Annotated in this window: 13 protein-coding genes and 2 pseudogenes; 8 read left to right on the forward strand and 7 right to left on the reverse strand. The window is 69.0% G+C overall.

Annotated elements, in window-relative coordinates; all coding sequences use genetic code 11:
* The 5 genes and pseudogenes from AC07NG_RS00005 to AC07NG_RS00025 form a co-directional block, all read left to right on the forward strand.
* Positions 1-207, forward strand: a 207-nt coding sequence (locus tag AC07NG_RS00005; RefSeq protein WP_494591281.1) for a PTS sugar transporter subunit IIB, incomplete at its 5' end; no start/stop codon positions are given.
* 623 nt (positions 208-830) lie between these two features.
* On the forward strand, positions 831-3,503 hold the full coding sequence (locus tag AC07NG_RS00010) for a TonB-dependent receptor (RefSeq protein WP_494591283.1): 2,673 nt from the start codon (positions 831-833) through the stop codon (positions 3,501-3,503).
* Positions 3,504-3,608: 105 nt separating this feature from the next.
* Positions 3,609-5,939 carry an alpha-N-acetylglucosaminidase gene (locus AC07NG_RS00015; protein ID WP_494591285.1) on the forward strand — a complete coding sequence of 777 codons (2,331 nt, stop codon included), beginning with the start codon at positions 3,609-3,611 and terminating at the stop codon, positions 5,937-5,939.
* 19 nt (positions 5,940-5,958) lie between these two features.
* Positions 5,959-7,074, forward strand: coding sequence for an acyltransferase family protein (locus AC07NG_RS00020; RefSeq protein WP_494591287.1), 1,116 nt, complete (start codon positions 5,959-5,961; stop codon positions 7,072-7,074).
* A gap of 28 nt (positions 7,075-7,102) precedes the next feature.
* Positions 7,103-7,195 (forward strand): annotated as a pseudogene (locus AC07NG_RS00025) (hypothetical protein); the annotation flags it as partial.
* A gap of 19 nt (positions 7,196-7,214) precedes the next feature.
* Here AC07NG_RS00025 and AC07NG_RS00030 read toward each other — a convergent pair.
* Entirely contained in the window at positions 7,215-8,123 is a 909-nt protein-coding gene (locus AC07NG_RS00030) for a LysR substrate-binding domain-containing protein (RefSeq protein ID WP_110118724.1), read from the reverse strand.
* 182 nt (positions 8,124-8,305) lie between these two features.
* Here AC07NG_RS00030 and AC07NG_RS00035 point away from each other — a divergent pair, with 182 nt between their 5' ends.
* Positions 8,306-8,746, forward strand: coding sequence for a transcriptional repressor (locus tag AC07NG_RS00035; RefSeq protein ID WP_110118725.1), 441 nt, complete (start codon positions 8,306-8,308; stop codon positions 8,744-8,746).
* Here AC07NG_RS00035 and AC07NG_RS00040 read toward each other — a convergent pair.
* From AC07NG_RS00040 to AC07NG_RS00055, 4 genes and pseudogenes are all read right to left on the reverse strand, one after another.
* Entirely contained in the window at positions 8,743-9,279 is a 537-nt protein-coding gene (locus AC07NG_RS00040) for a glycine cleavage system transcriptional repressor (protein WP_494591290.1), read from the reverse strand. The two genes, AC07NG_RS00035 and AC07NG_RS00040, sit on opposite strands and share 4 nt — an antisense overlap.
* Positions 9,280-9,396: 117 nt before the next feature.
* Positions 9,397-9,768, reverse strand: a complete 372-nt coding sequence (locus AC07NG_RS00045) for a hypothetical protein (protein ID WP_494591292.1) — start codon at positions 9,766-9,768, stop codon at positions 9,397-9,399.
* Positions 9,769-10,162: 394 nt separating this feature from the next.
* Positions 10,163-12,610, reverse strand: a pseudogene (locus AC07NG_RS00050) (PAS domain-containing protein); the annotation flags it as partial.
* A 144-nt stretch (positions 12,611-12,754) separates the two neighbouring features.
* Positions 12,755-14,356: an EAL domain-containing protein gene (locus tag AC07NG_RS00055; RefSeq protein WP_494591294.1), complete on the reverse strand. Its 1,602-nt coding sequence runs from the start codon at positions 14,354-14,356 to the stop codon at positions 12,755-12,757.
* Positions 14,357-14,604: 248 nt separating this feature from the next.
* Here AC07NG_RS00055 and recA point away from each other — a divergent pair, with 248 nt between their 5' ends.
* Positions 14,605-15,675 (forward strand): recombinase RecA, encoded by a 1,071-nt coding sequence (gene recA / locus AC07NG_RS00060; protein WP_487287918.1) that lies wholly within the window; start codon positions 14,605-14,607, stop codon positions 15,673-15,675.
* A 403-nt stretch (positions 15,676-16,078) separates the two neighbouring features.
* Here the strand turns inward: recA and AC07NG_RS00065 are convergent, their stop codons facing one another.
* Together AC07NG_RS00065 and AC07NG_RS00070 are read right to left on the reverse strand one after the other, a co-directional pair.
* The gene (locus tag AC07NG_RS00065) at positions 16,079-16,564 is read right to left on the reverse strand and encodes a hypothetical protein (RefSeq protein ID WP_494591296.1); all 486 of its coding nucleotides are present in this window, start codon (positions 16,562-16,564) and stop codon (positions 16,079-16,081) included.
* 266 nt (positions 16,565-16,830) lie between these two features.
* On the reverse strand, positions 16,831-17,346 hold the full coding sequence (locus AC07NG_RS00070) for a hypothetical protein (RefSeq protein WP_494591298.1): 516 nt from the start codon (positions 17,344-17,346) through the stop codon (positions 16,831-16,833).
* A 175-nt stretch (positions 17,347-17,521) separates the two neighbouring features.
* Between AC07NG_RS00070 and alaS the strand changes: the two genes are divergently transcribed.
* Complete coding sequence (alaS, locus tag AC07NG_RS00075) at positions 17,522-20,164, forward strand: alanine--tRNA ligase (protein ID WP_494591300.1); 2,643 nt, start codon at positions 17,522-17,524, stop codon at positions 20,162-20,164.
* The last annotated feature ends 25 nt before the right edge of the window (positions 20,165-20,189 follow it).

Here is a 20,189-nt window from a genome sequence, read left to right on the forward strand (position 1 = left end):
GGCGGCGCGGCCAACATCCTCGCCGTCACCGCCTGCTCCAGCCGTCTGCGGCTTGAACTGGTCGATCCGTCCAAGCTCGACGAGGCGGCGCTCAAGGCCGTCGGCGTCCGCGCGCTCGTGCGGCTGGGCGGGCCGGTGGTGCACCTGGTGCTCGGACCCAACGCCGAGGCCGTGGCCAGGGCGCTGCAAGAGGCGGTGGCCGTCTAGGGCTCTCCCCCTTCCGTCAAATCCCCGCGAAAGCGGGGACCCAGGCGTTTTATCGTCGAGCGCCGCGCGTTTCAGAAAAAGCCTGGGCCCCCGCTTTCGCGGGGGTTTTACGGGGGAGGGGGCGGCAGAGCTCCCGCTCGAGGTCGATCCCTGGCCAAGACTCGACGACTCGCGTCATGCGGGGCCGCGCTCGCGGGGCGCGGGCGCCTTTTCGTGGGCGCCGGGCGCAAGTTGCGCGCGCGGAGGTCGGGCGATTACGCGCGGAGCTTGCGTACGCCCGGGGTGTTGGGCGCGAATGGTCGCAAAAAAGGCATTAAATTGGTATTATGCCTGACCCTGTCCAATAAGGACAAAATTTCACTAATCGACTGACTTCATTCGTATTTGTTGCCGATCGCCGATATGCGGCGCGGCTTAGCCCGACAAATTGGGCGCCTAACCGGCAATCTCTGCCGAAATACAAGCAATAGAACGGGTTGTCGGCTTTGACGGGTATCGCGTCGGCCCCTAGGTTGCCGGTGAGCAGCGAAAAAAGGTCTTTAAATGGTCTGCTCAAAAACAACGCCGCGGGGGAGCGGCGTTCACAGGGCGCGCGCACCGCGCCAGCTTGAGGGGATAACAGGATGATCGGTCACAAGCTTACGAGTTTCAGGCCCGCCGCCCAGCGTAAGGCCTTCGCCCTGGCCCTGCTGGCGGGCGTCAGCTTCGCCGGCGTCGCCGCCGCGCAAGACGCCGCGCCCAGCGAGGCCGTCGACGAGGTGGTGGTCACCGCCTTCCGCAAGAGTCTGGCCACCGCGCTCGACACCAAGCGCAACGACGTGCGCGTCTCGGACGGCATCTCGTCCGAGGACATCGGCAAGTTCCCGTCGGAAAACATCGCTGAAGCCATCCAGCGCATTCCGGGCGTGCAGATCTCCAACATCAACGGCCGCGGCTCGACGATCAGCATCCGGGGCCTGGGTCCGCAGTACGCCCTGACCACGGTCAACGGCCAGGCCTTCAAGAGCTCGAACTTCACCGACGGCTTCCGCTACGACGTCATCCAGACCGAGCTGGCCTCGGGCATCCAGGTCTACAAGTCGCCGACCGCCGACATGGACGCGGGCGGCCTGGCCGGCACCGTCAACATCGACACCGTGCACCCCTTCAACGTGAAGGGCCGCCAGCTGATCTTCGCCGGCAAGCTGCAGCAGCAGGAGCTGATCGGCGGCGACCCGACCGCCAAGTTCGGCGCGACCTATGTCGACCACTTCCTCGACGGCAAGCTGGGCGTCTTCCTCGGCGCCGGCTACCAGGAGCTGAAGGACCGCGGCGACTATCTGTGGATGGACCGCTGGACCGTGAGCAACGGCGTCTACACGCCGGCCCGCCTGCGCTACCGCCGCATCGACCGCGAGACCAAGCGCAGCATGGTCAACGGCGCCATCCAGTTCAAGCCGACCGACGACCTGCAGATCGACGCCATCGCCACCTACGCCAAGGACGAGACGACGCAGGAACTGCACCAGCAGGTCTTCCTGTTCACCACGCCCTCGGCCTCGAACGTGGTGACTCTGGCGACAGCGAACAACACCGCCACCAAGGTGCAGATCAACAACTTCCGCCTCGAGAACAACCACCAGCACGAGGACCGTCCGCAGTCGACCGGCGCCTTCACCACCAAGGTGCGCTGGACCGGCATCGAGAACTGGGACTTCAGCGGCGTCGGCCACTATTCGCGCGGCCACGCCCTGTTCAACGAAGAGGCGGCGATCCTCGGGGTCAACATCTCGAGCGCCACGCTCGACATCAGCAACCCCAAGAACATCGTGTTCTCGACGGCGACGGCGCTGGACGACACCGCCCAGTACAACACCTCGACCCTGATCCGGAACACCTACCCGAACGGCGCCTACCGGACGATCGACTCCTACGAGAACGCCGGCCAGTTCGACGCCAAGCGCTACGTGAACTTCAGCATCCTCGACTCCGTGCAGTTCGGCGCGAAGATCCGCCAGGAAGTGCTCAAGCGTTACGTCGTGCGCCGCGACGGCCAGAACACCATCCCGGCCTCGTACTCGCCGACCATGGCCGGCTCGGGCATCCTGGTGACCAACTTCCTGGACGGCGACATGACCCTGCCGGGCAGCTGGGTGTCGCCGAACCTCGACGCCTATCGCGCGGCCCTCAAGGCCCAGGGCGTGACCGTCTACGAAGCCTTCGATCCGGCCGGCTCGTTCCGCGTCGAGCGTGACCTCGGTTCGCTCTACGCCATGGCCAACCTGAAGGGCGAAGTGCTGTCGCGCACCTTCCGCGGCAACATCGGCGTGCGTCGCGAAAGCACCGACCAGACCGTCAACGGCTATGTCGGCGGCGCGGCCAACCCGCTGAACACCGAAGTCAAGCTGGTGGCCGGCACCTACACGACCAAGAAGTCGTACGACAACGTCCTGCCGTCGGCGAACTTCAGCTTCGACATCACCGACAACCTGCTGCTGCGCGTCGCCGCGGCCAAGGTGCTGGTGCGTCCGATCATCGACTCCAACAACCAGCTGGCCACCACCATGACCAGCACCACCGACACCACCGGCCACAAGGTCTACACGATCTCGATCGGCCAGGGTTCGCTGGATCCGATGACCGCCAACCAGCTGGATGTCAGCCTGGAGTGGTACTACGGCTCGGGCAACGGCCTGTCGGCGGGCTTCTTCTCGAAGAAGGTCAAGAACGGCGTCTACACCTCGACCATGTGCCCGGCCGCGTACGAAGGCACCTCGCTGTCGACCGACAGCAGCGGCGTCTGCGTCTCGGCCGCCGGCGACACCTACACCATCACCCAGAGCTTCAACGACGCGCGCACCGTCGACATCCACGGCTACGAGCTGAACTGGCAACAGTCGCTCGACGCCTGGCTGCCGATCGCGGGCTTCGGCCTGATCGCCAACTACACCCACGTCAATCCGGCGACCTCGGTGACCGGCTTCAAGCTGGCCAACCTGTCGGAGCACACCGCCAACGGCACGATCTACTGGGAAAACCAGACGTTCAGCGCGCGCCTGTCGGCCAACTATCGCAGCGCCTACGACCAGACCTCGGTCGAAAGCTTCTTCTCGGGCCCGCTGGGCCACACCGTTGACGCCCGCACCCAGTTCGACTTGAACCTGGGCTACAACATCAACGAGAAGCTCAGCCTGTCGTTCGCGGCGATGAACATCAACAACGCCCAGGAGAAGGCCTATCTCGGCAACGAGAGCCGCTGGCAGATGACCTCGGTCACCGGCCCCAGCTACTACCTGTCGTTCCAGTACAAGATGTAACCCCGTATCTCCTCCCCGGAGACGCCGTTCCGTGCGGCGCAACTGCTGGTCGCCGCCTGACTCCTGGGCGGCGACCAGATTTTCGTTTTGGAGCAAGAGCCAACGATGCCGCCCATCCCCTCGCGTCGCCAGACCTTGAAGCAGGCCCTGGCCCTGATGGCCGTCTCCACCGCGCCGTCGCTGGCCCAGGCGGCAGGCAAGACGGCGGGCAAGGCGGCTGGAGAGCCGGGCGGCGTTGCGGCGGCGCGGGCGGTGCTGGCGCGGCGGTTCGGACCCAAGGCCGCTGGAATCCAGCTGGCTCTGACGGCGTCCAAGGGCGGCAAGCCTGGCTACGTGGTGAAGGCGGCCGGCGGCAAGGCGGCGATCAGCGGCGACACGCCGGTGGCCCTGGCCCGCGGCGCCTACGCCTATCTCAAAGACAACGGCGCGGCCTCGGTCAGCTGGGAAGGCGATCGCGTCGCCCTGCCGGCCCGCCTGCCCGACGCCGACACCGGCCGGGTGGAGAGCCCCTTCGCCCACCGCGCCTATCTCAACACCTGCACCTACGGCTACACCACGCCCTGGTGGGGCTGGGACCGCTGGAGCCGCGAGATCGACTGGATGGCGGTCCACGGCGTCGACATGCCGCTGGCCATGGAAGGCCAGGAATATGTCTGGCGGGCCCTGTGGCGCGAGTTCGGGCTGAGCGAGGCCGAGCTGGCCGAGTATTTCTCCGGGGCGGCGTTCACGCCCTGGCATCGGATGGGCAATATCGAGGGCTACGCCGCCCCGCTGCCGACCGCCTGGATCGACAAGAAGAAGGACCTGCAGGTCAAGATCCTGTCGCGGATGCGCGGCCTTGGCATGACGCCGATCCTGCCGGCCTTCGGCGGCTACGTGCCCAAGGCCTTCGCCAAGAAGAACCCCAAGGCCAAGATCTACCGCATGCGGCCGTGGGAGGGTTTCCACGAGACCTACTGGCTGGATCCGGCCGACCCGCTGTTCGCCAGGATCGCCGGCCGGTTCCTGGCGCTCTACACGGAGACCTATGGCGCGGGGACCTACTATCTCGCCGACTCCTTCAACGAGATGCTGCCGCCGATCAACGCCGACGGCGCCGACGCGCGCGACGCGGCCTATGGCGACGGCACGGCCAACACCTCGGCGACCAAGACCAAGGTCGAGGTCGATCCGGCCCTGAAGGCCGAGCGCCTGGCCGCCTACGGCAAGGCGATCTACGACTCTATCCGCCAGGCCCGGCCGGACGCGGTGTGGGTGATGCAGGGCTGGCTGTTCGGCGCCGACAGCCACTTCTGGGATCCGGCCGCGATCAGCGCCTATCTCAGCCGCGTGCCGGACGAGAAGCTGATGATCCTCGACATCGGCAACGACCGCTATCCCGACGTCTGGAAGAACGCCAAGGCCTTCGGCGGCAAGCCGTGGATCTACGGCTATGTCCATAACTACGGCGGCAGCAACCCGGTCTATGGCGACCTCGACTACTACCGCCGCGACATCGCCGCGGTGGCCGCTAGCTCCGAGACCGGCAAGCTGTCGGGCTTCGGCATGTTCCCCGAAGGCCTGCACAACAACTCGATCGTCTACGAGGCGGTCTATGACCTGGCCTGGAACGGCGGCGGGGCCTCGACGGGCGCCTGGCTGTCGAGCCGTTCGAAGGCCCGCTACGGCAAGACCTCGCCGCAGCTCGACGCGGCCATGGGTCTGCTGGTCCAGGGCGCCTATTCGACCCGCTACTGGTCCTCGCGCTGGTGGAAGAGCAAGGCCGGGGCCTATCTCTTCTTCAAGCGGCCGACGGCGACCATCGGCGAGTTCCCGGGCCATCCGGGCGATCGGGCCAAGCTCGATCAGGCCGTGCGGGCGCTGAGCGCCCTGGCGCCGGGCTACGCCAAGGAAAAGCTGTTCGTGCTCGACCTGGTCGACGCCGCCCGGCAACTGGCCAGCCTGGAGATCGACGTCCAGCTGCAGGCCGCCGTCGCCGCCTATCGCAAGGGCGACGCGGTTGCCGGCGACGCCGCCCGCCGCAAGGTCAAAGACCTGGCCCTGGCCGTCGACGCCCTGCTGGGCGTTCAGCCCGAGACCCTGGCCACCTGGATCGACGACGCCCGCGCCTATGGCGACACGCCGGCCGACAAGGCGACCTATGTGAGCAACGCCAAGGCCCAGGTGACGGTGTGGGGCGGGGAGGGCAACCTCAACGACTACGCCTCCAAGGCCTGGCAGGGGCTCTATGCCGACTTCTACCTGCCGCGCTGGGGCCGTTTCCTCGACGCCCTGAAGGCGGCGGGCACGGGGGCCTTCGACGAGGCCGCCGTGGTCAAGGACGGGATCGTCTGGGAAAAGGCCTGGGTGGCCGCCGACGTCGCCTATCGCCGCCAGGCGCCGGCCGATCCGGTCGCCGGGATCAGGGCGCTGATCGCGCGCATCGACCGGGCCTAAAAGGGGGAGAGACAGAGCCATGACGACCAAGCCCGCCCCCCGCTTCCTGTCGCTGGACGTGTTCCGCGGCCTGACGGTCTGCCTGATGATCGTGGTCAACACCGCGGGACCCGGCGCCAAGGCCTTCACCCAGCTGGTGCACGCCAAGTGGTTCGGCTTCACGGCCGCCGACGCGGTGTTTCCCTCGTTCCTGTTCGCCGTCGGCTGCTCGATGGCGTTCGCCTTCTCGCGGCCGATCCCGCTGCCGGACTTCACGGGCAAGGTAGCCAAGCGCACGGCGCTGATCTTCCTGCTCGGCTTCCTGATGTACTGGTTCCCGTTCGTGCATCACGTGGACGGGCACTGGGCGCTGGCGCCGTTCTCGCAGACGCGGGTGATGGGCGTGATGCAGCGGATCGCCCTGTGCTACCTGATCGCCGCCTTCGCCGCGCGGTTCCTGTCGCCGCGCTGGATCCTGGCGCTGTGCGCCGGTCTGCTGCTGGGCTACTGGGCGATCCTGCTGGGGTTTGGCGACGGCGATCCCTATTCCAAGCTCGGCAACGCCGGCACCAAGCTCGACCTGCTGGTCGTCGGCCGCGACCACCTCTATCGCAAGGACGGCGGTTTCGACCCCGAGGGGTTGCTGGGCACCCTGCCGTCGGCGGTCAACGTGCTGGCCGGCTATCTGGCCGCCCGCGCCCTGCGCCAGGCCACCGACACCCGCAAGACCCTGGTCCGCATGGCCGGTATCGGCGGCGTGCTGATCCTGGCGGCCCTGGCCTGGAACCCGTGGTTCCCGATCGCCAAGAAACTGTGGACCGGCCCCTTCGTGCTGCTGACGGTGGGTATCGACCTCCTGCTGCTGGCCGCCCTGACGGCCGTGCTGGAAGGCCGCGAGCCCAACGCCGCCACCCGCTTCTTCCAGGTGTTCGGCCTCAATCCGCTGGTGATCTACCTGTTCTCGGAACTGTTCGTGGTCACCCTGAACCAGTTCGCGATCGGCGGCGTGGGTCCCTACGAGTGGGTGGGCGTGCATGTGTTCCAGGCGCTCGCGCCGGGGCCGGTGGGCTCGCTGCTGTGCGCGGTGGCCTACATGCTGGTGTGCTGGCTGCTGGGCTGGGTGATGTATCGGAAGAACTGGGTGGTGAAGCTGTAGCTCCCTCTCCCATGGGGAGAGGGCTGGGGTGAGGGGGTACGCTGCTAGCCGGCGTGCCGGCACGCCGTCAGACCTCGTAACCACTCACCCTCCCACCGCTTCGCGGCGGGCCCCTCCCTCTCTCTAAGAGAGAGGGGAGATTAAACCGCCCCCGCCGCCGCCCCCTCCGCATAGCCCTTCAGCCGCGCCGCGATGATCTCGCCCACGGCTTCGGCAGCGGGGCGCTGGGGGAAATGGGTGCGCCAGACGATGCGGACGGTGCGGCTGGTCAGCGCCGACAGCGGCCGCAGCACGATGCCAGCGTCCTGCGCCGCGCCCGAGGCCAGGCCCGGGATCAGGGTGGTGCCGTAGCCGGCGGCGACCATGTTCAGCAGGGTCGAGAGGCTGGAGGCGCGCAGGGCCGTGCTCAGCGCCGTGCTGGACTTGCCGCAGGCCTCCAGCGCCTGGTCGCGCAGGCAGTGGCCGTCGGCCAGGACGAGGATGTCGCGCGCCAGGTCGGTTTCGGCGATGACCTCCTGGCCGGCCAGTGGATGGTCCGGCGGCAGGGCGGCCAGGAACGGTTCGGCGAACAGGGCGCGGCCGTCGAGGTCGGGCGCGGCCTCGTCGGTGGCCAGCAGGACGGCGTCCAGCTCGTGGGTGCGCAGACGCTCCAGCAGGGCGGCGGTCTGGTCCTCCCAGGGCTCGATCTCGAGATGGGGCAGGGCTTCGCGCAGCGGCGCGAAGATCAGCGGCAGCAGGTAGGGCGCCAGGGTCGGGATGATCCCCAGGCGGAAGCGGCCGGCCAGCGGGTCGCGCAGGTTCCGGGCCGTGGCCAGCACCGCCTCGCCCGCCGTCACCGCCGCCCGGGCGTGGTCGAGCAGTTCGCGACAGGCTGCGGTCGGGGCGGCGGTCTTGCTGGTGCGCTCGAAGAGGGTGACCCCCAGCAGTTCCTCCAGCTTGCGGATCTGCACCGACAGGGTGGGTTGGCTGACGCCGCAGGCGCGGGCCGCGCGGCCGAAGTGCTCGTGCTCGGCCACGGCCAGCAGGTAGCGCAGGTCTCGCAGGTTCATGGTTCCTCCCGATAGGGGAAGCCTATCGCAACCATTGGATCTTGGCGCTTCTATTCAATCTGAGTCTGCGTGAAGGTCCTTCGCGGCGGCGCCCTCGGGCGTCGCCGGAATTAGGGCGCGGGACAGGTCGCGACGCCGTCAAAGAGCGCGACCGTTCCTCCGCCCTCGGGAGGACGCCTTCGATGCCTCACGCCGTGGACGCCGTCCTGCAGGACGCGCTGCGCCGGGCGGGACTGCCGAGCCGCGGCCCGGCGCCCCGACTCCTGGCGCTGCTGCGCGCCTCGGAGGAGACCCACCTGACCCTGCCGGAGGTCGCCGACCTGGCGGCCGAGGCCGGCCTTTCGATCCCGCTCGGCGAACTGGCCCGCCAGATGGAGGCCTTCGCCGACCACGGCCTGGTCTCGCGCCTGCCCACCACCGGTCCTGAGCCGGTGTTCGACACCCAGCCCGAGCCGCACTTCCACATGGTCTATGAGGAGACGGCGCGGATCGTCGACCTGCACGTCTCCGAGGAGACCCTGCTGGCCATGCTGCGCGACGCCCTGGCCCGGCGGCCGGGCGGGGTGGAGGTGATGGTGGTGCTGCGCAAGCCGCCCGATGGGAAAGGCGAAGGCGGGAGCTAGTTTGCCTCGGCGGGCGCCAGGGCGATATCGACCATGATCTCGCCCGAGATGTCCTCCAGCGCCGCCTGCAGGGTCGCCACCGACAGGCCGGCGGGCAGCCGCAGCCGGGCCTCCATGTGGAACAGCGGCGCGCCCGAATGCGGCTCGACGCTGAGGCGCGTGCCGAAGGTCTCGATATTGGCCGAAAGGCCGCTGAGCACGCCCGTCACCTGGTGCACGATGCCCGGCTGGTCCTGGCCGACCAGGGCCAGCTGGATCGCCTCGCCTGCGCTTTCCCCCAAGCCGGCGGAGGCCTCGACGGCCGGGGCGATCCGCACCTCCAGGCCCTGAGCGTCCACCGCGCCGACGGCGGCGCGCAGGGCGTCGACCCTGGCCTCGTCCAGCTCGACCAGCACCGAGCCGACATAGAGCCCGCCCAGCCGGCTGAGATGGCTCTCCAGCCAGTTGCCGCCGGCCGACAGCACCGCCTGGGCCAGCGCCTGGGTGAGGCCCGGCCGGTCGCTGCCGACGACGCTCAAGATCAGCCTGGCCATGGGAGTCCTTCACGGAAGCGGACGGGCGACGCCCGAACGGAGGCGGCGAGCCAGCCACGACCCGCGGCGTCCGTCAATGCAGGCGGGGCCGCCCTTTCCGATCAACGGTCGAGACGATCAGCGCTGATCGTTGGCCGCCCGTTTGTTTGGATCGTCCGTATTCGGTTCCGGCAACTGCTGCGGCTCGGAGGGGGGAGCCGGAGGCGTTGGAGGAGCAGGAGGGGTGGAAGTGGGAGGAGAAGGCGGCGGTTCGGATTGCTTGAAGAGGTCTTTGACCTCGGCGCGTGAAAGCGGACCCTCGGGCAACTTGTCGAGGGTCCGGTCGGCCAGCTTGTAGTGGCGTCGGATCTCGTCCCATTTGACGAAATTGTCCGACAGCTTGGCAATGTGAGGGGCGACTACCTTGGCCAGAAGGACCAAGAGGCTGAGCGCCACCACCCATGAGCCGTGCTTCGCGGCCGCGGCGAGCGTTGCGGCGTCTACGACCATCGGGGCGGCCCCCCGGGCGAGGGGATCTCTTCGCGACGATCACCCCCCAAAGTGCGTGAGCGTCGCTGGCCCTCGACGCGTCGTGCGCCCTGAATGTTCAGTTCGAGATTGACCGCAACCATAACACCCTCCTTGGGGCGTCGTCTGGTTCGGTCGGCGACATGGCGACGCCTTTGACCGACGCAGCGAGCCGCCACATCGCACAAACGCCGTCGCCCCCAAGGCGTCAGGGAGAACGGAGACTTCGAACAGACACGCGTGCGCTTTCGCGCCGACGTGCCTTAGTCACGTTGGTTACGCCTTGATCAAATGTCGTTATCGCCCCGCCGGCTGAGTGGAATCATGCCTAACCGGATGGTCGAGTTCAAGCCGGATTTCGCCACATTCCTGACTCTCAACCCCTCAGCATACGATCCACTCGCCCGGCCAGGTCGGCGACGGCGAAGGGCTTGGTCAGCACCTCCATGCCGGGCTGGATATGGCCGTGGTTGAGGACCGCGTTCTCGGCGTAGCCGGTAATGAACATCACCTTCAGGTCGGACCGCAGGGCGCGGGCGGCGTCGGCCACCTGGCGGCCATTCAGCCCGCCGGGCAGGCCGACGTCGGTGATCAGAAGGTCGATGCGGGCGTCGGTCTGCAGCAGGCGCAGGCCGGCCGGGCCGTCGGCGGCCTCGATGCAGGCGTAGCCCAGCTCCTGCAGCGCATCGACGATCAGCATCCGCACGGTCGGCTCGTCATCGACCACCAGCACCGTCTCGCCGGCGGCGGCGGGAGCGGGCAGGGCCGCGGCGACGTCGCTCTCGTCGCTTTCCTCCTTGCCGAAGTGGCGCGGCAGGTAGATGCAGACCATCGTGCCCTGGCCCAGTTCGGAATAGATCCGCACGTGGCCGTGCGACTGGCGGGCGAAGCCGTAGACCATCGACAGGCCAAGGCCGGTGCCCTCGCCGATCGGCTTGGTGGTGAAGAAGGGGTCGAACACCCGCTCCTGGACCGCCTTGTCCATGCCCACGCCGGTGTCGCTGACGCAGATGCAGACATATTGGCCCGGTTCCATGCCGCGCTCGTCGGCCGAGCGGCGGTCGAGCCACTTGTTGCCGGTCTCGATGGTGATGCGGCCGCCGTCGGGCATGGCGTCGCGGGCGTTGATGCAGAGGTTGAGGAGGGCGTTCTCCAGCTGGTTGGCGTCGACCAGGGTGGGCCACAAGCCGCCGGCCGCGACGGTCTCGACCTTGATCGCCGGTCCCACGGTGCGGCGCACCAGTTCGACGAACTCGGCCATCAGCCGGTTGATGACGATCGGCTTGGGCGAGAGGGTCTGGCGGCGCGAGAAGGCCAGCAGGCGGTGGGTGAGGGCGGCGGCCCGCCGCGCCGCGCCCTGGCCGGCGGCCACGTAGCGGTCGACATCGACCATGCGGCCCTGCGACAGCCGCGTGCCGATCATCTCGAACGAGCCGGAGATGCCCGACAGCAGGTTGTTGAAGTCGTGGGCCAGGCCTCCGGTCAGCTGGCCGACGGCCTCCATCTTCTGGGCCTGGCGCAGGGCGTCCTCGGCCTCGCGCAGGCGGTCCTGCTCGGCCAGGCGCTCGGTGACGTCGTAGACGAACTGATAGGCGCCGGCCTGGACGCCAGCCTCGTCGCGCAGCACGCCGAAGCGCATCTCGGAATAGCGACGGTAGCCGGCGGGATCGCCATAGGCCTCGACCGCGACGAACTCCTCGCCGGCCAGGGCGCGGGACCAGACCGCGCGCACCTGCTCGCGGTTTTCGGGCTGGTCGTCCAGCAGGTCGAGCATGCTGTCGCCGACATGGGGCGCCACGCCGAACACCCGCTCGAACTCGTCGGCCGCGGCGCTGTTGATGGCCAGCCAGCGGAAGTCCTGGTCGGCGACCTGGATGAAGGCGTTGGCGCCCTCCATCGCGTCGGCCAGCACCCGGCGCTCGGCCAGGGCCGAGGCCACCCGCTGCTCCAGGGTCTCGTTCAGCTGGCGCAGGGCCAGCTCGGCCCGGCGGCGCTCGGTGACGTCCTGGAACAGCACCGCCACCTGCCTGCGCTCGGGCGGCTCGATGCGGAAGGCCGACAGCGAAAGGTAGCGGCCGGTGGCCACCAGCTCCTGCTCGAAGCGGATCGGCTGGCCGGTGCGCAGCACCTGCCCGTAGCGCGCCACCCAGGCGTCGGCCTCGTCGCCCACCATCTCGCGCAGCTTCTGGCCGACCACCTCGGGGATGCCGGCGTGGCGGGCGTAGGCGGCGTTGGCGTCGACGTGGACGTAGTCGCTGAGCGGTCCGTGCGGACCGTCGAAGAACTCGATGATGCAGAAACCCTCGTCCATCGAGTCGAAAAGGGTGCGGTAGAGCTGCTCGCTCTGGGCCCGATGCTGCAGCGAAAGCCGCAGGTCGAGCTGGTTCATCACCTGCCGGGCCAGCACCTGCAGGGTGCGCTGCTGCAGGGGCGACAGTTCCTTGGGCGCGGTGTCGAGCACGCACAGCGTGCCGATCGGCAGGCCCTCGGCGGTCTTCAGCAGGGCGCCGGCGTAGAACCGCAGGTGCGGCTCGCCGGTGACCAGCGGATTGCCGTCGAAGCGGTGGTCGCGCGTGGCGTCGGGCACCAGCAGGAAGTCGTCTTCCAAGATGGCCTTGGCGCAGAACGACGTCTCCAGCGGCGTCTCGCGCACGCCCAGGCCCACCTCGGCCTTGAAGAACTGACGGTGCTCGTCGATCAGGTTGACGACGGCGATGGGCGCGCCGCAGATCTCGGCCGCCAGGGCGACGATCTCGTCGAAGGCCGCCTCGCGCGGGGTGTCCAGAATGTCGTAACGGCGGAGCGCCGCGAGGCGATCGGCCTCACGCTCCGCCGGATCGGCGGCGTCCATGCGAAACTTGAGGCCCCCCTCAATCACCGGCGGCGTCGGATAGCCGACGCGCCTATCGACTAGAGGCTTAAGACGCTTGGCGCGATCAACGGTTCCACGCGATCAGGGTAGAGTTTTTCAGCCCCAGCCTTCCGACACGCCAGCGCGTCGGGCCATCGGGGTGACGGCCAAGGGCTTCTGCGAGGGCTGCGGCTGGTCGGCCGGCTTGCCGTAGAGCCAGCCCTGGGCGAAGTCGACGCCGGCCTTGCGGACCACGTCCTCGACCTCGGCGGTCTCGACCATCTCGGCGACGGTGCGCACGTCGAGGTCGCGGCACAGCTCGACCAGGCGGCGCACCATGGCGCCGTCGCGGCTGTTGCCGGCCAGTTCGCGCACGTAGCGGCCGTCGATCTTGACGATGTCGAGGGTCAGTTCCTGGAGGTAGGCGAACGAGGCCGCGCCGGCCCCGAAGTCGTCCAGGCAGACCAGCGAGCCCAGGCCGCGCAGGGCCTGGATGTGGCGGTTGGCGCGGGGCAGGTCGTCGATGGCGCTGGTCTCGGTGACCTCGAAGATCAGCTTGCCCCTGGCGGCCGGAGTCTGGGTCAGCAGGCGGTTGATGTGATCGACGAAGGTCTCGCTGACGATGGTGCGGCCCGAGACGTTGACGGCCAGCTTCACCGCGCCGCTGCGGTCCGAGGCGATCCGGCGCACCGCCTGCTCGGCGATGGCGTGGTCCAGCTCCTCGATGATGTCGAACTCCTCGGCCATGCGGATCAGGGCGAAGGGGCTGGCGCCGTCCTCGAAGCGGACCAGCGCCTCGTGGTGGTGGGCCTGGCCGTTCGAAAGGTCGACCACGGGCTGGTAGGCCAGGGTGAAGCGGCGCTGGCTGACGGCCGCGCCCAGGGCCCCGGCGCGGGCCAGGGTGCGCTTGACCGAGCGGTTCATCGCTTCGGACAGGGTCAGCGGCGGGGTGTCCTTGAGGCCCTCGCGCAGGAAGTCGTCGAGGGCGTAGCGCAGGGCGCGCAGGCCGCGCGACGAGGTCCCGCCGTCCAGCGGCACGACGTGGGCGCTGGCGTCGAGGGCGGCGATCTTGGTCAGGCGGGCGGCCAGGGCCTCGGGGCGGTCGTCCTTGGCGCGCAGCAGGGCGTAGCGCTCGGGAGAGACCTGGGTGGCCATGGCGCCGGCGTGGGACTCGGCCCGCACGGCGCCGGCGATCTTCATGTCCAGCGCCAGGGCGTCGGGCGCGTTCAGGCCTTCGCGCAGGGCCGACAGGCCGGCGAACTCGACCATGGCCAGTTCCAGCTCGAGCCCGGTGACCCGCGCGGCTTCAAACAGGCCCTTGGCGATCTCCTCGAAATTCTCGCGCGGGCGCAGGCCGGCGGCGTCGAGGCCTCCCGCGGGCGCGCGGGCGGCGGTGACCGCGATGGAGGTGCGACCGAAATTGTCGGGGAGGGCGCGCAGAGTGACTCCAACGAAGCGCTCCGGCTCCCCGGCGACGCGGACGGTGACCGGACCCCGGCGCTGGCCCTCGTCGAGAGCATAGAGCGCGGCGTCCATCAGCGGGCGGTCCGCGGCGGTGAACAGGTCGCGCCAGACGCGGCCGATCAAGGAGGTTTCAGGCTTGCCCATGATCTTTTGCGCCGCGCCCAGGGCGAGGCTGACCCGGTCGCCCTCGAGTTCCAGCAATAGGTCGGCGCTGGCGAAGGCCAGTCCCAGCAGGCGGCGCGGATCGATCGACAAGGCAGAGCTCCCCAGAGGTGGGGCAGCTTGCGCGCCTTAGCTTAAAGACCCGTGCACGGGGGCGGGTCGCCGATGGGGCTGCGACCGCCCGTCGCAGGCAGGTACGGCGGGCGCGCCGGACCGAAAAAGAACATCTTGCGAACATAGAACAAAATGTGTACGCATTAATCATTCCACAGGCGGTGGGCGCCGAGGCGCTCGAACTTCCGGCCGGACGGTCGGAATCATGGAATAAGGCGGATCATCCAATGACCAGTCAGGCGGCTTTGAAACTCGTGGGCAAGGAAGAAGGCGACAAGGCGCGGGCGCTAGAAGCGGCCCTGGCGCAGATCGATCGGGCCTTCGGCAAGGGCTCGGTGATGAAGCTGGGCGAAAAGGGCAAGGTCGAGATGGAGTCGGTCTCCACCGGCTCGCTCGGCCTGGACATCGCGCTGGGCATCGGCGGCCTGCCCAAGGGCCGGGTGATCGAGATCTACGGCCCCGAAAGCTCGGGCAAGACCACCCTGGCCCTGCACGTCGTCGCCGAGGTCCAGAAGGCCGGCGGCACCGCCGCCTTCGTCGACGCCGAGCACGCGCTGGATCCGGGCTACGCCTTCAAGCTGGGCGTCAATCTCGACAACCTGCTGGTCTCGCAGCCGGACAACGGCGAGCAGGCTCTGGAGATCACCGACACCCTGGTGCGCTCGGGCGCGGTCGACATCGTCGTGGTCGACTCCGTGGCCGCCCTGACCCCGAAGGCCGAAATCGAAGGCGAGATGGGCGACAGCCTGCCCGGCCTCCAGGCCCGTCTGATGAGCCAGGCGCTGCGCAAGCTGACCGGCTCGATCAACAAGGCCAACACCATCGTCATCTTCATCAACCAGATCCGTCACAAGATCGGGGTGATGTACGGCAGCCCGGAAACGACCACGGGCGGCAACGCGCTGAAGTTCTACGCCTCGGTGCGCCTGGACATCCGCCGCACCGGCTCGGTCAAGAACCGCGACGAGATCATCGGCAACAACGTCCGCGTCAAGGTGGTGAAGAACAAGGTGGCCCCGCCGTTCCGCGAGGTCGAGTTCGACATCATGTACGGCGAGGGCATCTCCAAGCTGGGCGAGATCATCGACCTGGGCGTCAAGGGCGGCATCATCGACAAGGCCGGCTCCTGGTTCTCCTACAACAGCCAGCGCATCGGCCAGGGCCGCGACAACGTCCGCGAGTTCCTCAAGAACAACAAGGACCTGGCCAACGAGATCGAGATGGCCGTGCGCAAGGCCTCGCAGAAGATCGAGGAAGAGCTGCTGGTCGGCGGTCCCGAGGACGGCGAGGAAGAATAAGAGACAGCTCGGGGCGCGCCTGCTCCGAGTTTCGCGGCCGCCGCCCGCCGAGGGCGACCCCGCCATACGCCCGCGGCGGACCTACACCGCCACGACGGCCGCGATCCCCGGACGCCTGGACCCCATGCCAGGCGTCCGATTTCGTTTGTCCTCCCCCGCAAAGCGGGGGAGGTGGCGCGGCGCGAAACGCGCCGTGACGGAGGGGGCGACCGCCGCAGGGCGCTGGCCTTCCCCCTCAGTCGCTCCGCGACAGCTCCCCCCAGAGGGGGAGCATCTTCCTGGCGCGGCGCCGGATCAGATCCTCCCCCTCTGGGGGAGGTGGCCCGGAGGGCCGGAGGGGGGCCGTTTTCAGCTTCCAGAGCGTCTGCCGAATTCCGTCAGATGAGTAGAAGCCCCAGCCCCCTCAGTTCCCGATCTTCGTCCACGGCCGCTGCACGCATACCGGCGCGCCGTCGATCACGGCCACCCGCGCCGATCCCGTCGGCGCATAGAAGGCCTGCCGCCCGCCGACGCCGACCGCCAGGGCGATCGGGCCGCTGAAGTCGCAGACCGGCGCCTCGCGTTTGCCGCCGGCCTGGGCGTAGGTCCGGTGGGTGCATTCCATGTGGCCGGCGCCGCGCGCCACGCTGAGACTGTCAAAGGCGAAGGCCATCGGCTTGCGTTGCCGGGCCTCGAAGGCGGCCTGGGTCAGGACCGGGCAGGGCGTTCCCGCCAGGCTCCAATAGGCCTCGGCGGCGCCGGCGGCCTCGCGCTGCTTCCAGGCGACGAAGACGATCAGCGGCGCGGCGATGGCGAGGGCGATCGCCGCCCAGAAGATCCAGACGCCGCGCCTGGCGCGTCCATCGACCCGTACGGCCCCCGGTCGTTCCCCAATCTCCGCAGCGTCCATCCTGGTCCTCCCGCCCGGCGACAGTAGGAGCGGCGGGATGCGTACGCCAATAGACGAATAGAGAGACGGACCTGCCGAGCTACGGCGTCAGGCCGGACGCCGTCGGGAAACTCTGTCCCTTTTCACCGAGGGTCCCCGCGAAGGGGGAAAGCCGAGGCCGCAGGTGATCCGCCGCCCCGCCTCATCCTGAAAACCAGCTTGGACCCCCGCCTTCGCGGGGAGGAACGGGTTGGGGCGAGCCGGGGAATGTCGCTCCTCGCCTGCCGTCACTGCCCCATTCGGAAGCGCGCGGTCTGCACGCAGCGCGGCTGGCCGTCGATCACCGCCACCCGGGCCGAACCCGGGGCGGTGTAATAGACCACGGTCTTGGGGCTCGCGACCGCCAGGGCGCCGGGGCTGGTGAAGTCGCAGACCTGAGCCTCCTGCTTGCCGCCGTCCAGGCGATAGACGTGGCGGGCGCACCGCACGTGGCCGGCCCGGCGCGACAGCCGCACCGCGTCGAAGGCCGTGGTCATCGGCGCGCGCCGCGAGGCCGCCGCGAAGTCGGCGGCGGTGCTGGCCGGGCAGGGCTCGCCGTCCAGGCTCCACTCGCCGGCCTGCTCGATCTCGACCTCGGCCTTGTGCTCGGCCTCCCACCAGAGGCTGAACAGCGGCGAGACGATGGCGACCGCCAGCATCAGCCGCAGCGGCCAGGGTGGCGGCCTGCGGCCCTCGACCCGCACCTCGCCGGCGGTGCGGGCGGGGCGCGGCCGCCGCGTCACGCCAAGATTTCGATCGACCATCCCGCGTCCCCCGCGTCGCCCCCGAGTCCCATAGCGCGACCACGCCGAGCCCGGCCAGCGGCGCGCCGTCCGAAACCGGTCACATCCCAGGTTCGATTTCCACAAATCTTGAAACCGCGCTATGCAGCGCCGACTTCCGGCCGACACCGGACCTTTCGAGATTCCCGAGACGACGATGCCTAGCCTCAACGAGATCCGCAGCACCTTCCTCGACTACTTCGGCAAGGCCGACCACGCCGTCACGCCGTCGGCGCCGCTGGTGCCGCAGAACGATCCGACCCTGCTGTTCGTCAATGCGGGCATGGTGCCGTTCAAGAACGTCTTCACCGGCGCCGAGACCCCCGCGCATCCGCGCGCGGCCAGCTCGCAGAAGTGCGTCCGCGCCGGCGGCAAGCACAACGACCTGGACAACGTCGGCTACACCGCCCGCCACCACACCTTCTTCGAGATGCTCGGCAACTTCTCGTTCGGCGACTACTTCAAGGAACAGGCGATCACCCACGCCTGGACCCTGCTGACCGGCGAGTTCGCCCTGCCCAAGGACAAGCTGCTGGTCACGGTCTACCACACCGACGACGAGGCGGCGGACCTGTGGAAGAAGATCGCCGGCCTGTCCGACGACAAGATCATCCGCATCCCGACCAGCGACAACTTCTGGTCCATGGGCGACACCGGCCCCTGCGGCCCGTGTTCGGAAATCTTCTACGACCACGGCGAAGGCATCTTCGGCGGCCCTCCGGGCAGCCCCGATGAAGACGGCGACCGCTTCATCGAGATCTGGAACCTGGTGTTCATGCAGTTCGAGCAGCTGGCCGGCGGCGAGCGCCTGTCGCTGCCCAAGCCCTCGATCGACACCGGCATGGGCCTGGAGCGCATCGCCGCCGTCCTGCAAGGCCAGCACGACAACTACGACATCGACCTGTTCAAGGCCCTGATCGCCGCTTCGGTCGAGCTGACCGGGGTGAAGGCCGAGGGCGACCAGGCTCCGTCGCACCGGGTCATCGCCGACCACCTGCGCTCGTCGTCGTTCCTGCTGGCCGACGGCGTCACCCCGTCGAACGAAGGCCGCGGCTACGTGCTGCGCCGGATCATGCGCCGGGCCATGCGCCACGCCTATCTGCTGGGCGCGCAAGAGCCCCTGATGCACCGTCTGGCCCCGACCCTGGTGGCCGAGATGGGCCAGGCCTATCCGGAACTGCGCCGCGCCGAGGCCTCGATCGTCGAGACCCTGCGCCAGGAAGAAGAGCGCTTCCGCGTCACCCTGGGCCGCGGCATGGGGCTTCTTGACGAAGCTACCGCCGGGCTCGAAAGCGGCGGCGTGCTGGACGGCGAGACCGCCTTCAAGCTCTACGACACCTACGGTTTCCCGCTCGACCTGACGCAGGACGCCGTGCGCGCCAAGGGCATCACGGTCGACACCGACGGCTTCGACGTGGCCATGGACCGCCAGCGCCAGATGGCTCGCGCCAACTGGGCCGGTTCGGGCCAGCAGGGCGCGGCCGCCGCCTGGTTCTCGATCAAGGAAAAGGCCGGCGCCACCGACTTCGTCGGCTACGAGACCACCGAGACCACCGGCGTGGTGAAGGCTATCGTCGCCGACGGCGCCGAGGTCGAGGCTGCTTCGGCCGGCCAGACCGTCGACGTGCTGCTCGACCGCACCAGCTTCTACGCCGAGAGCGGCGGCCAGGCCGGCGACACCGGCGTGATCGAGGCCAATGGCGCGGAAAGCTGCGTGCTCGACACCCAGAAGCAGGCCGGCGAGCTGCACGTGCACCGCGTCGAACTGGCCGGTCCGCTGAAGGTCGGCGACCAGGTCGTGGCTTCGGTCGACGCCGAGCGTCGCCACACCACCCGCTCCAACCACTCCGCCGCCCACCTGGTGCACGCGGCCCTGCACCATGTGCTGGGTCCGCACGTCGCCCAGAAGGGCCAGATGGTCGACGGCGAGCGCATGCGCTTCGACTTCAGCCACGGCGGCCCGCTGTCGCCCGACGAGATCGAGCGCATCGAGGCCGAGGTCAACGCGGTCATCCGTCAGAACGTGGCGGCCCAGACCAAGGAAATGGCCCCGCAGGAGGCCATCGAGGCCGGCGCCGTGGCGCTGTTCGGCGAAAAGTACGGCGACAGCGTGCGCGTGCTGACCCTCGGTGACTCGCTGACCGAAGCCGGCAAGGCCTATTCGGTCGAGCTGTGCGGCGGCACCCACGTGGCCCGCACCGGCGACATCGCCCTGTTCAAGATGGTTTCCGAGCAGGGCGTGGCCGCCGGCGTGCGCCGCATCGAGGCGCTGACCGGCGAGGCGGCCCGCCGCTTCCTGCTCGACCAGGCCGGCGTCGCCAAGGCCCTGGCCGACCAGTTCAAGACCCCGGTCGCCGAGGTTCTGGCGCGCGTCGACGCCCTGGTGGCCGAGCGCAAGAAGCTGGAAAAGGAACTGGCCGAGGCCAAGAAGCAGCTGGCCCTGGGCGGCGGCGGCGCGGCCTCCGGTCCGGAAGACGTGAACGGCACCGCCCTGATCGCCCGCGTCCTCGACGGCGTCGGCGGCAAGGAACTGCGCGGCGTCGCCGAAGAGTTCAAGAAGCAGCTGACCAGCGGCGTCGTGGCCCTGGTGGGCACGACCGACGGCAAGGCCGCCGTCACCGTGGCCGTGACCACAGACCTGGTCGCCAAGTTCAGCGCCGCCGAACTGGCCAAGGCCGCCGTGATCGCCATGGGCGGCCAGGGCGCGGGCGGCAAGCCCGACTTCGCCCAGGGCGGCGCCCCGGACGCGACCAAGGCCGACGACGGCCTGGCCGCCATCAAGGCCGTTCTGGCCGGCTGATCGCCTTAGATCGGCCCGCTTCCTC

Source organism: Caulobacter sp. GW821-FHT10C03 (assembly GCF_059415485.1).

Bases quoted from the DNA above. Each gene is read 5' to 3' on its own strand.
- AC07NG_RS00010 (WP_494591283.1), top strand. From the start codon at position 831: ATGATCGGTCACAAGCTTACGAGTTTCAGGCCCGCCGCCCAGCGTAAG.
- AC07NG_RS00015 (WP_494591285.1), top strand. From the start codon at position 3,609: ATGCCGCCCATCCCCTCGCGTCGCCAGACCTTGAAGCAGGCCCTGGCC.
- AC07NG_RS00020 (WP_494591287.1), top strand. From the start codon at position 5,959: ATGACGACCAAGCCCGCCCCCCGCTTCCTGTCGCTGGACGTGTTCCGC.
- AC07NG_RS00030 (WP_110118724.1), bottom strand. From the start codon at position 8,123: ATGAACCTGCGAGACCTGCGCTACCTGCTGGCCGTGGCCGAGCACGAG.
- AC07NG_RS00035 (WP_110118725.1), top strand. From the start codon at position 8,306: ATGCCTCACGCCGTGGACGCCGTCCTGCAGGACGCGCTGCGCCGGGCG.
- AC07NG_RS00040 (WP_494591290.1), bottom strand. From the start codon at position 9,279: ATGGCCAGGCTGATCTTGAGCGTCGTCGGCAGCGACCGGCCGGGCCTC.
- AC07NG_RS00045 (WP_494591292.1), bottom strand. From the start codon at position 9,768: ATGGTCGTAGACGCCGCAACGCTCGCCGCGGCCGCGAAGCACGGCTCA.
- recA (WP_487287918.1), top strand. From the start codon at position 14,605: ATGACCAGTCAGGCGGCTTTGAAACTCGTGGGCAAGGAAGAAGGCGAC.
- AC07NG_RS00065 (WP_494591296.1), bottom strand. From the start codon at position 16,564: ATGGACGCTGCGGAGATTGGGGAACGACCGGGGGCCGTACGGGTCGAT.
- AC07NG_RS00070 (WP_494591298.1), bottom strand. From the start codon at position 17,346: ATGGTCGATCGAAATCTTGGCGTGACGCGGCGGCCGCGCCCCGCCCGC.
- alaS (WP_494591300.1), top strand. From the start codon at position 17,522: ATGCCTAGCCTCAACGAGATCCGCAGCACCTTCCTCGACTACTTCGGC.